The 10,394-nt window shown below is 70.5% G+C and carries 12 protein-coding genes; 4 read left to right on the top strand and 8 right to left on the bottom strand.

All coding sequences use genetic code 11. From position 1 onward, the window contains the following. Positions 1-120: 120 nt before the first annotated feature. Complete coding sequence (locus MU407_RS12920) at positions 121-1,023, top strand: sugar ABC transporter permease (protein WP_246958104.1); 903 nt, start codon at positions 121-123, stop codon at positions 1,021-1,023. Next, positions 1,020-1,931 carry a carbohydrate ABC transporter permease gene (locus MU407_RS12915; RefSeq protein WP_246958102.1) on the top strand — a complete coding sequence of 304 codons (912 nt, stop codon included), beginning with the start codon at positions 1,020-1,022 and terminating at the stop codon, positions 1,929-1,931. Before MU407_RS12920 ends, MU407_RS12915 begins: the two co-directional genes overlap by 4 nt. An 11-nt stretch (positions 1,932-1,942) precedes the next feature. Here the strand turns inward: MU407_RS12915 and MU407_RS12910 are convergent, their stop codons facing one another. From MU407_RS12910 to MU407_RS12880, 7 genes are all read right to left on the bottom strand, one after another. Further along, the gene (locus MU407_RS12910; protein ID WP_246958100.1) at positions 1,943-3,361 is read right to left on the bottom strand and encodes an alpha-amylase family glycosyl hydrolase; all 1,419 of its coding nucleotides are present in this window, start codon (positions 3,359-3,361) and stop codon (positions 1,943-1,945) included. 70 nt (positions 3,362-3,431) lie between these two features. Continuing rightward, positions 3,432-3,812 (bottom strand): hypothetical protein, encoded by a 381-nt coding sequence (locus MU407_RS12905; protein WP_246958098.1) that lies wholly within the window; start codon positions 3,810-3,812, stop codon positions 3,432-3,434. Beyond that, positions 3,809-4,927 carry a serine hydrolase domain-containing protein gene (locus MU407_RS12900; RefSeq protein ID WP_246958097.1) on the bottom strand — a complete coding sequence of 373 codons (1,119 nt, stop codon included), beginning with the start codon at positions 4,925-4,927 and terminating at the stop codon, positions 3,809-3,811. The genes MU407_RS12905 and MU407_RS12900 overlap by 4 nt, the downstream gene beginning before the upstream one ends. Before the next feature lie 2 nt (positions 4,928-4,929). After that, positions 4,930-5,277, bottom strand: a complete 348-nt coding sequence (locus MU407_RS12895) for a helix-turn-helix domain-containing protein (RefSeq protein WP_246958094.1) — start codon at positions 5,275-5,277, stop codon at positions 4,930-4,932. A gap of 167 nt (positions 5,278-5,444) precedes the next feature. Beyond that, positions 5,445-5,900 carry a hypothetical protein gene (locus tag MU407_RS12890; RefSeq protein WP_246958090.1) on the bottom strand — a complete coding sequence of 152 codons (456 nt, stop codon included), beginning with the start codon at positions 5,898-5,900 and terminating at the stop codon, positions 5,445-5,447. Continuing rightward, a complete protein-coding gene (locus tag MU407_RS12885; RefSeq protein WP_246958088.1) occupies positions 5,897-6,811 on the bottom strand; it encodes a LysR family transcriptional regulator in 915 nt (304 codons plus the stop codon). The genes MU407_RS12890 and MU407_RS12885 overlap by 4 nt, the downstream gene beginning before the upstream one ends. A 25-nt stretch (positions 6,812-6,836) precedes the next feature. Further along, complete coding sequence (locus tag MU407_RS12880; protein ID WP_246958083.1) at positions 6,837-7,733, bottom strand: ornithine cyclodeaminase; 897 nt, start codon at positions 7,731-7,733, stop codon at positions 6,837-6,839. Positions 7,734-7,863: 130 nt separating this feature from the next. Here MU407_RS12880 and MU407_RS12875 point away from each other — a divergent pair, with 130 nt between their 5' ends. Further along, positions 7,864-8,163 carry an aldo/keto reductase gene (locus MU407_RS12875; protein ID WP_246958082.1) on the top strand — a complete coding sequence of 100 codons (300 nt, stop codon included), beginning with the start codon at positions 7,864-7,866 and terminating at the stop codon, positions 8,161-8,163. Positions 8,164-8,199: 36 nt separating this feature from the next. On the opposite strand, the gene MU407_RS12870 is transcribed toward MU407_RS12875, so the two are convergent. Then, the gene (locus tag MU407_RS12870) at positions 8,200-9,783 is read right to left on the bottom strand and encodes an HNH endonuclease signature motif containing protein (RefSeq protein WP_246958078.1); all 1,584 of its coding nucleotides are present in this window, start codon (positions 9,781-9,783) and stop codon (positions 8,200-8,202) included. 157 nt (positions 9,784-9,940) lie between these two features. Here MU407_RS12870 and MU407_RS12865 point away from each other — a divergent pair, with 157 nt between their 5' ends. Next, positions 9,941-10,375, top strand: a complete 435-nt coding sequence (locus tag MU407_RS12865) for a hypothetical protein (RefSeq protein ID WP_246958076.1) — start codon at positions 9,941-9,943, stop codon at positions 10,373-10,375. The last annotated feature ends 19 nt before the right edge of the window (positions 10,376-10,394 follow it).

Here is a 10,394-nt window from a genome sequence, read left to right as displayed (position 1 = left end):
GAACAGAGCCGACCAAACCCTACACAGGGAGTCTCGTCGGCAGCGTCAGATGTGTATAAGAGCCGGCGCCTGCCCCGAGGCTCCCTGCACCCGCCCGGCACGCTGTATTTGGAAGGCACTATGTCCGCTCGACTGCGTCGGTACGGCCCCCCGCTACTGCTGATCTCCCCCTCGCTGATCCTCGTCGGCGTGTTCGTGTACCTGCTGATCGCCCAGAACCTGTGGATGGCCTCCACGGACAACCACACCGCCGCGCAGGCGAACGGCCGCAAGCCCATCGCCTTCGTGTTCCTGGACAACTACCTCGAGCTGTTCAAGTCCGAAGCGTTCCGCCACTCCCTGACGAACCTGCTGCTGTTCACCGGGGCGTTCCTGATCGGCGCGCTGCTGATCGGCTTTCTGTGGGCGTGGCTGCTGGAGCGGCCCCTGCCTGGCGGGCGGCTGTTCCAGACCGTCTACCTGTTCCCCATGGCGATCTCCTTCGTCGCCTCCGGTGTGGTGTGGCGCTGGCTGCTGAACTCCAACCAGGGGGAGAGCGCCTCCGGTCTGAACCGGCTGTTCCAGATGGTGGGGCTCGGCTTCCTGCAGAACCCGTGGTGGAACCACATCACCTTCGGCATCCTCGCGATCGCCCTACCGGCGGTGTGGCAGCTGTCCGGGTATGTGATGGCGCTGTTCCTCGCGGGCTTCCGCGGGATCCCCGATGACCTGCGGGAAGCGGCGCGCATGGACGGCGCCACCGAGCTGCAGCTCTACCGCTACGTGATCTTCCCGCAGCTGACCCCGGTGCTCATGAGCGCCCTGGTGATCATCGCGCACATGTCGCTCAAGAGCTTCGACCTCATCATGTCCATCTCGAAGCCCTCGAACTACCAGACCAAGGTGCCGGCGGTGGACATGTTCGTGTTCAAGTCCAGCTACGACTACGCCAATGCCGCCGCAGTGGGCACGATCCTGCTGATGATCATCGCCGTGCTGATCGTCCCGTACCTCATCCACCAGGCCAGGGAGCGCCGCTCATGACCACGACGGACATCGCCCCCACCCGCCCCGGCGAGGACCCGCTGGGCCGCCCCGCCCCCACGGCCGCACGCCCGAAGGGCCACCAGGGCCCCGCCACGCTGCGCCGCACCCTGCGCTACGCCGCGCTGCTGCTCGGCGTGGTGTTCGTGCTGATCCCCGTATACGTCCTGCTCGTGACGAGCTTCAAGGGCGTGGGGGACGCTTCCCCGGCCCGCGCCTGGCTGCTGCCCAGCACGTGGACGATGGAGAACTGGACCAGCGCCTGGCAGCAGCTCGCCCCCGCCATCGGCCGCACCATCGCGATGGTGGTGCCCTCCACGATCATCTCCGCGGTCCTGGGCTGCCTGAACGGTTTCGTGCTCTCCCGCTGGCGCTTCCCCGGAGCGGACGTGGTGTTCACCCTGATCCTGTTCGGCATGTTCCTGCCGTACCAGGCGGTGATGATCCCGCTGCTGGAGCTGGTGCTGGCCCTGCAGGTCCCCAACGGCGTGCCCTCGCTGATCCTGCTGCACGTGGTGTTCGGCATCCCGATCACCACGCTGATCTTCCGCAACTACTTCGAGACCGTCCCGCATGAGCTCATGGAGGCCGCGAAAGTGGACGGCGCCGGGATGCTGCGCACCTTCTGGTCCGTGGCGTTGCCGATCGCAATCCCCGGCTTCGTGGTGGTGCTGATCTGGCAGTTCACCAACGCCTGGAATGACTTCCTGTTCGCCGTGTTCTTCTCCACGCCGAACAACGGACCGGTCACCCTGGTGCTGAACAACATCGCCAACGGCGCGCTGCTGACCAACTATGGGGTGTCGATGGCCGGGGCGCTGCTGGCCTCCCTGCCCACCCTGCTCGTGTACGTGATCCTCTCGAAGTACTTCATCTCCGGGCTCATGTCCGGCTCGGTGAAGGGCTGAGCCGCCCCGCCTCAGCGCACCACCGCCGCGCCGTGCGCGGGGATCACCCCCGGGCCGGGGGCCGGGACGGCATCGAGCATGGCGGCTCCGGAGACTGCCTCGAGCACCTCGCCGGGAGCCGGAAGGTCCTGGTCAGAGAGGTTCAGCAGGAGGGTGAGCGGGGCGGGGGCGACACCGTCGGCCCCCTCATCCCGCGGGTGCAGCACGATCCGCGCGTACTCATTGCTGAGGCTCTCACCGTCCATGGCGAGGCGGGCGGTGGCAAGCCACGGCTCGCGGCGACGCAGGGACAGCAGCCGCTGATGCACCTCGAGGATCCGCGGGGCCGCGGCGGGGGAGAGCAGCGGCAGCGGGCCATTTCCCGCGACAGCCTCCGCGGGGCTGTCCGGGAACTCGGGGCGCACCGCATCATCCCCGCCGGCGCGCTCCTCCTTGATGCCGGTCGCGCCGAGCTCATCGCCCGCATACACCGTCGGCACCCCGGGCAGCAGGGCGAGCAGGGCGTAGGCGACGGCGAGGTCGCGGCCATCGGGCAGCTGGGAGGCGATGCGGGTGGTGTCGTGATTGCCCAGGAACGTCAGCGGGTGCCCGCCACCGGGCTGCTCGAGGAACTCGGCGTGCCGACCCAGAGCGTGCGCAAGCTCGAACAGGTTGTGGTCATGCAGCGCGGACCAGATCGCCTTCCACAGCTCGTACTGGGTGATCGACTGCGCGCCCGAGCCCGCGGCGATCTGCGGGTAATCCCCGTGGATCACCTCGCCCAGCAGCCACGCCTCCGGATGCGCGCGGCGCACACGCTCGAGGATCGGCGCCCAGGCTGCGGCCCCGGCGGCATACATCGCATCCAGCCGCCAGCCGTCGATGCCACGCTCCAGCCAGTGGATCATCACCTGCGCGACCGCGTCCTGCACGGGGGCATGCGCGAGGTCCAGCTCGACGAGGTCCGCATTGCCCTCGAAGCCGTAGGGATGCCCATCGGCCCAGCGGATCCACGCGCCCTCCGCGGTCCCCGGCCCGGCCTTGAGAGCCTGCTGCACCACCGGGTGCTGGACGCTCAGGTGGTTGAACACCCCGTCGAGCACCACGCGGATGCCCCGCTCATGGCAGGCGTCGATCAGGGTCTGCAGGTCTTCCGCATCGCCCAGGCGCGGGTCCACGCGGCGGTGATCCAGGGTGTCGTAGCCGTGGGTGACGGAGTCGAACACCGGGTTCAGCAGCAGCACATTCGCGCCCAGGGACACCAGGTGATTCAGCCAGCCGATCAGACGCGGGAGGCGATGGGAGACCTGGCCCGTCGGCGCTGTGCTGTCTGGTGCCGTGGCGTCCGGTGTGGTGGTGTCACGCTGTTGCGGTGCCCCGCAGAACCCCAGCGGGTAGACCTGCCAGCAGATCGCATCGCGGACCCAGGACGGCGTGGCGGGAATGCTCATGCGGTTCATCGTAGGGGCGCCCCTGCCCGACAGGGCAGGCCCCTACCGTCGGGGCGGGTCCCTGCCCGTCTCACCCGGCGATCACCGCGAGCCCCAGGAGCACCAGCAGCAGCCCCCATTCGCCGCCGATGTTCCAGCGGTTCGGGCGGGCCAGCAGCTTCGCCTGGGTTTTCGTGGGGTCCGACGGGGGCTGCTGCGTGAGGGTGCGTCGGATTGCGATGGCGGCGGCGGCCAGCACGGCAAGAGCCAGCAGCCAGGGCACGAACCAGGCTTCGGCGGGAAGCACCTCCATGATCGAGATGATCGCCAGACCCGTCGCCGCGGAGACGATCCGCAGCCCGATCTGCCACGGGTGCAGGTGGCGGCGCAGCATCGTCACGATGCTCCACACGATCCCGCCGGCCAGGAAGAGCGCGATCACCAGCGGCAGCCACGCCAGGATCTGCATCATGCCGCCACCTCCCCGGTCAGCAGGCCCGCGCCCAGGCCATCCACGGGCCGGGCGCTGTCGGTCAGCACCACCACGCCCTGCCCTGTATCGGGCCGGAAACCCGCGAAGGAGCAGTAGCCGCCGGTCTGGCCGTTGTGCCAGATCAGCCTCGTGTCAGCCTCCTCGTCGAGCACGCTGTGGAACCAGTTCATGGCCACGATCTTGTCCTCCCCCTCATGCAGCACCTCGGTGGCTGCGGCGGCGCCCGGCCCGGAGCCATCGATCATCCCGGTCACGTAGGTCATCATGTCCGCGGCAGTGGAGCAGATCCCGCCCGCGGGAGCCTGCCCCTCCATGGTCCAGGCCGCCTGCCGCAGGCCGTTCACCCCATGCCCGCGCCGGTGGGTCTCGCGCAGGTTCTCCGGAGTGATCGGGGCATACGTGCCCGTGAGCTGGGCGGGCTCGAGAATCCGCTCCTGCAGCAGGCTCGCGTAGTCGGTTCCCGTTGCGGCGGCGAGCAGCTGCCCCTCCAGCGCGACGCCCAGGTTCGAGTACGACGACGTGCCACGACCGGACAGGGAGGAGGCGAGTGCATCGTCGATCACGGTCTGTGCATCCCGCCCCGCATAGGGGTCATGGTGCAGGAAGCCCGCGGTGGTGGCGCGCCAGAGCATGGCCGATGCCAGCCGCGGCAGCCCCGAGGTGTGCGTGGCGAGCTCCGCCAGGGTCGCATCGGCCACCTCACTGCCGGATGCGCGCTCGCCGAGGATCTCCTCCACGGTGGTCTCCGCGCTCACCTCACCCTCCTCGATCGCGCAGGCCAGTAGGGCGCCGGTGAACGTCTTGGTGACTGAGCCGATCTCGAACTCATCGGACTCACTCGACCCGAAACCGGCGAAACGCGTGGCACCGGAGGGGTCGCGCAGCATCACGGCGACCCGCTGGTGCCCCTTCAGGTGCGGGGCGACGGCAGCGGCGAGGTCGGTATCCCCCGTCGGCTCTCCCAGTGAAGCGGGGCGCGGGAAAGACAGGGCGCCCACGCCGATCAGCGCGGCGGCGGCAGGGATCGTGGCGGTCAGCAGGGTGCGTCGGGACGGGGGTGCAGCAGCGGGCTGGTCGGGCAGAGAGGCGGACACACTCAGCCTTTCTCGAGGGCGATGAGGATGGTCAGCAGGGGGACGATGCGCGGGGCCGGCAGCGCCCAGGCGCCGCGGCGAGGGGAGGTCACCCAGCCCGCGGCCTGCAGCGATGTCAGATGGTGGTAGGCCACGCCCGTGGAGGCGAGCCCCAGCTCATCGACCAGCTGCGCGACCGTGCGCTCGCCCTCCAGCAGGTGCTGCAGGATCGTCAGGCGCAGCGGATGGCCGAGCGCGGCGACGGTGTCCGCATGCTCGGCCCAGTCGGTCTGCTGCAGATGCTGGGTGGGGCGGGCCCACTGGAACTCGAAGTGCCCCGCGCCGACGGTGACGGCGCCGGTGAACTGCACACCGCCGGGCTCGGGGAGGAGCTCCTTGAGGGCGCGCTGGTGGCGGTGGCCTCCAGCTGGTCTATGCGGGCCTCGAGACGGTCGAGGCGGGCGAGCAGAGGGTCGCGGGCATCGGACACAACCATCATGATATCCGGAGTTCCGGAGAAGCAGAAGATGCGGGGTGGTCAGTCCTGCGCGAGCAGCTCCAATAGCTCCCCAGGCGTGACCGCCGCATGCACCGCATCACCGTGCAGCGCCAGCGGCAGCGCCTCCGCGCCGCCCTGCTCCACCAGCAGATCCATCGCCATCCGGTCCCGGTACACGTTCACCCAGATCACGTCCTCGCGCGGCCCCCGGATCGCGGTGTGCAGGCGGGCCGATGCCGGATTGCCCGGCGCCCACAGCACCACCGTCGGGGGAGTAGCACCAGAGCGGACCGCTGAGGCACGTTCCCGGGCGGCGGCGAGCGAGGTGTGATCCCCGCGCCGCAGAGGGCTCGTCCAATACACCATCAGCAGCGTCAGCAGCGCGACCGGTAGTGCCACGATCTCCTGCCGCACCAGCATGAGCAGGCCGCAGAACACCGCGCCGCCCAACAGCACCAGCAGCGGGCGCAGCCACGCGCTCGCCGGAGCGCTCACATCATCACCGCTGTGCTCAGCCGCTCCTGCGTTTGCGCCGCGAGCGCATCCCGCAGCGCCGCGACCGCTGGGATCGACAGCGCCCCGCGCCGGTTCAGCAGTCCGATCAGACGGTTCTCCAGCCCCGGCAGCTCCCGGATCGCGACATCGGCGCTCGGTGCTGCGACCAGCGCGATCTCCGGCACCAGCGCGACGCCCGCGCCATGGCTGACCAGCTGCTGCACCACGATCGTGTCATCGGTCGAATACCGCACCGCCGGGGAGAAACCGGCCTGTCGGGCGCTCGTGATGAGGTTCGCGCGGCACCGCTCGCAGCCAGCGATCCACGGATCCTCCGCCAGATCCGCCAAGGTCAGACCCGGATCCTCCGCCCGCGGATCCGACGAGGGCAGCACCGCCAGCACCCGGTCCTCCATCAGCGGCGTCCACTCCAACGTGCCCTCATCGCCGATGTCCGTGCACGGGTAGCGGAACACGAGCGCAAGATCCAGCTCGCCCTCACGCAGTGCGCTCACCGCATCCGGCGGCTCGAGCTCACAGAAGGTGACATCGAGGTCCGGGGCGGAGCGTTCGAGGTGCTTCAGCGTCGGTGCCAGCAGCGTCGCGGCGGCCGACGGGAACGTGCCGAAGCGCACCGTGCCGCGGCGCAGCGCGGTGATATCCGCCAGCTCCTTCTGCGCCGCCTCCAGCTGCGCGGCGATCGCCTCCGCATGCGCGGCCAGGCGCGCGCCCGCCTCCGTCGGCGTCACCCCCGTGGAGGAGCGCAGCAGCAGCTGGGTGCCGACCTCCTTCTCGAGCGCCGCGAGATGCTGGGAGACGGCCGGCTGGGTCCAGCCCAGCTCCCGGGCGCCGGCCCCGATCGAGCCGTTCGCCACGACGGTGCGGAAGATGAGCAGCCTGCGCGGATCCATGCCGACCATCGTAGGCGCGGGCGCGTCAGGCCTCAGCTGCGCGCACCACCGCGTCGGCCAGCACCACATCCCCCAGGCCCGACCCCAGGTTCTGCGCGATGACCAGGCCCTCCGGGCGGCCTTGACGCAGCAGATCGCCGGTGGCACCGGTCGCGCGCGGGTAATCCTCTCCGAGCTTCACGGGCCGCAGCGCCTCGAACTGCTCCGGGTCATCGGCGACGAGCGTGCCGGTCCGCGCGATCTCCGCTGCGACGACGGAGGCGTAATCCAGCGGCAGCAGGGTCGCGTCGGGGGCCACGTCACCGGGAGAGAGTGCAGTATCGGTCAGGCCGATGGGCAGCCCGGAGATCACCACGCTCGCCCCGGTGAGCGCTTCGGCGCGGTCCGTCGTGGTGCGCAGGTCAAGGGTCGGGGTGTGCTCGGCGCACCAGGCGGTCAGCTCCTCGAGCGCCTCAGCGCGGCGACCCCAGACGGTCAGCGGGCCGCGGCCCAGTGCTTCGATCACGCGGGCATGCGAGCGGGCCTGCACCCCGGTGCCCAGGAACGTCACGGGCCGATCATCCAGGGCGAGCGAGGCCCCGGTGACGGCGGCGGTGCGCAGCGCCGTCAGCTCCGCGGCATCCATCGTGGCGCGCGTGGAACCGTCGGACCCGGAGAGCACCATCAGACCGTCGATCATCTCCTGGCCCTGCTCGAGGTTCGACGGCGTGATCGTCACCCACTTGATGCCCAGCAGCCCGCGCTCCGGCCACGTGGCCGGCATGGCGTTGGCGAACCCGCCCTCCTCATGCTCCACCTGCGACTTCGGGGTCACCGAGGCCGAGCCGTCGGCGAGCGCCAGCAGCGTCTCGTGCATGAGCTCCACCGCGCGGGCAGGGGTGGGCAGGAGGGTACGGACCTGGTCATCGCTCAGATGCAGCATGGTCCGACGGTAGCGGCTCAGCCTGGATCAGCGCAGGCGCGTGAGACGCCCGCGGGGCAGCCCCCACAGCGCCGACTCTTCCGCTCCGTCTCATGCGCAGCGCTCGCGCCCGGTCCCACCGAGTGGGACCATGAAGATCCCCCGTGCAGCCCGATCGGCGATCGTCGAGGCCGTGGCGCGGATCGCGGAGCAGCGGGGGGTGGAGCGGGTGCATGTGGCGCTCGCCTGGCTGCTCGGGCAGGATCCGGTGGTCTCCCCGATCATCGGCGCCACGAAGACCTCGCACATCGACGGAGCGCTCGGGGCGCTGGATCTCAAGCTCACGGCGGAGGAGCTGGAGGAGCTGGGAGCCCCCTACGTTCCCCACCGGGTGATGGGCGCGCTCGCACCGCAGGAGACGACGGTGCCGAAGGACGCGCAGCAGCGCTGAAGCGTTGAGCCTCCAGCAGGGGCGCGGCGTCGCGCCTCAGCCGGGATCCGTCCCATCGGCGGGCTGGCTGCCATCTCGGGATGGGTCCCCCTCGCCCGCCGTGTCCTGGCGGGGCGGGGGAAGGATGCGCCGGGGCGGCTGCAGGGGAGGAGTGGGGGAGCGGCCGATGGCGCCGTGCGGGCTGGACCAGTGCCACGCCTCCGGCGGCTGCGCGGACTGCGGGCGCAGCGACCAGAGCCCGTGCTCTTTGCGCTGGTTGCAGCGCACGCACAGCCCCTGCCCGTTGGCGTAGCTGGTGGGGCCACCGTTGCGGACGGGGTGGACGTGGTCGATGTGTCGGATCGGTGCATCGCACCAGGGTGTGCGACAGCTGCCGTCCCGCAGGCGGATCATCTTCGCGAGGCCCGCGGGGAAGGCCCGGGCGGTTGATTCGAGGGCCACGAGCTGCCCGCTCGTCGGCGCGGTGTAGAGGCGACGGTAGAACGCGATGAGCTCATCATCGCCATCGGATCCCTCTGGTTCGTGATGTTCGGCGTGCTCAAGGCGACCAGGCTCCTGCCCGGCCATGGTGTCGGTGACGATGTGCGCCGGCAGCGGCCCGTAGCCCTCCAGTAGCGCGCAGCCGGTGTAGCGCCCCGGATGCAGCAGCGCGGCATCGGAGAGGATCACGCCCACATCAAGGCTCGGGCGGATGAACCGCAGCGCCGAACCCGGCGTCTTCTGTGCCTGTTCCGGGGCCCGCAGCACAGCCTCGACCAGCAGATCCGCCTGCAGCGCCGCGTGCGACCCGGGCCTGCCCGAGGCCTTCAGGGCGCTGGCGGATCGATCCAGGGTGGCCATCACCGCGGTCGCATCAATCGCCCGCAGCACCGCGGTCAAGCGCGCCATCCCGTCACGCATCGGCTGCATCCGCACGTGGCGCTCCCGGGCGGCTCGCTCCGCGCGTTCGCGAGACTTCTCCGGTTCCAGCTCCTGGATGAGCTGCTGCATGTGGGCGCGGACGCGCCGGGTCCCCATACCGTCCAGTGCCTCCGGGCCCTCGCTGAGGATCCGATCGATCTGTGTGCAGGTGTGCGGCTGTGCGCGGTCGAGAGAGGAGGCGACGGCGCGGGCCTGCGCGTGCGTGATCGTGCCATGGCGCAGACGGGAGTGCGTGCCGGGCATCTGCTGGACGAGCCGGCGAGCGGCGGCCAGGGACAGGTCAGCGGACGATGGCGAGACCCGCCGGGCCAGGGCCAGCTCATGCCCGGCTCCGCGCCCCTGCTTGGCGGTGGCCACGCCGTGTGCCGCGTCGTCCCGACGGATCCGCTCTGCCGCGGTCACCTGCCATGATGCTTCGATCCCGCCGAGCATGGAGCGCAGCTGGGCGATACCCGCCACCGCGGGGAGAGCCTCCTCGGCGCTGTCCGGCGCGGTCTCGGGCAGCGGATCTCTCACCGCCTGCGTCGCAGTGAACGCCGCATGCACGGTGGCCAGGACCTCCGCCACGAGCTCCCGGGCGGAGGCCCCGGCATTCAGTGCCGTGAGCTGCCCGGCGGCTGCGCGCAGCGCATCATCGGGCCCCGCCACCGGGTGGCGTTCGGAGGGGCGCTTAGGGCCCTCGGGGTCGCTGATGCTCATGTCCCCATCGTCCAGACGGCGCCGCGCCGCCACCACCTCCGGCCCCGGATTGTGGATGAAGGGGCATTGTGGAGGAGAGGTCGCGGGCCCCAGCCCCGGTCGCCGGTCCGAGCCCCCCGTCGGCCCCTCCCCACCCCGTGGCCTACCATGCGTGACCATGGGAATCTTGCGTGGGAATGGCGAGCACGGACCGGGCGGGGATCCGTCGTGGCTGGGCGGGAAGGACCGTGATCCCAGCCCTGACGCTGCATCGCAGCCGCCCTCGACAGAGGCGGCAGGCACCCCCGCACCGTCGCCGGATTTCGTCTCGGATTTCACCCCGCAGTTCAGCTCGCAGGCCGACGGGGACTACCAGCCCGCCGGCTCGGATACGACGGGCGGCTTCGCCGCGTCCACCGCACACGGCAGCAAGCCGCCGCTGGCGAAGATCGGGTTCTCCCTGTTCAGCCAGCTGATCGTCCTGGTCTTCATCATGTTCACGATGTACCGCGTGGGCTTCGGCAACTGGTGGTTCGTCATGTTCTTCGCGCTGCCGATCCTGGTCCGCACCGGCAAGCAGATCAAACAGGCGATCGACGAGTTCCAGCGCTAGCCCCACCCCGTCGCCCCGC

This window comes from Brachybacterium sp. Marseille-Q7125 (assembly GCF_023062615.1).
Taxonomy (GTDB): Bacteria; Actinomycetota; Actinomycetes; order Actinomycetales; family Dermabacteraceae; genus Brachybacterium.
Note: the sequence above shows the minus strand (reverse complement) of the source record. Positions and strands in the feature narration are given on the sequence as shown.

Excerpts from the sequence above, each read along its gene's own strand:
- MU407_RS12920 (WP_246958104.1), top strand. The coding sequence starts at position 121 with ATGTCCGCTCGACTGCGTCGGTACGGCCCCCCGCTACTGCTGATCTCC.
- MU407_RS12915 (WP_246958102.1), top strand. The coding sequence starts at position 1,020 with ATGACCACGACGGACATCGCCCCCACCCGCCCCGGCGAGGACCCGCTG.
- MU407_RS12910 (WP_246958100.1), bottom strand. The coding sequence starts at position 3,361 with ATGAGCATTCCCGCCACGCCGTCCTGGGTCCGCGATGCGATCTGCTGG.
- MU407_RS12905 (WP_246958098.1), bottom strand. The coding sequence starts at position 3,812 with ATGATGCAGATCCTGGCGTGGCTGCCGCTGGTGATCGCGCTCTTCCTG.
- MU407_RS12885 (WP_246958088.1), bottom strand. The coding sequence starts at position 6,811 with ATGGATCCGCGCAGGCTGCTCATCTTCCGCACCGTCGTGGCGAACGGC.
- MU407_RS12880 (WP_246958083.1), bottom strand. The coding sequence starts at position 7,733 with ATGCTGCATCTGAGCGATGACCAGGTCCGTACCCTCCTGCCCACCCCT.
- MU407_RS12875 (WP_246958082.1), top strand. The coding sequence starts at position 7,864 with ATGAAGATCCCCCGTGCAGCCCGATCGGCGATCGTCGAGGCCGTGGCG.
- MU407_RS12870 (WP_246958078.1), bottom strand. The coding sequence starts at position 9,783 with ATGAGCATCAGCGACCCCGAGGGCCCTAAGCGCCCCTCCGAACGCCAC.
- MU407_RS12865 (WP_246958076.1), top strand. The coding sequence starts at position 9,941 with ATGGGAATCTTGCGTGGGAATGGCGAGCACGGACCGGGCGGGGATCCG.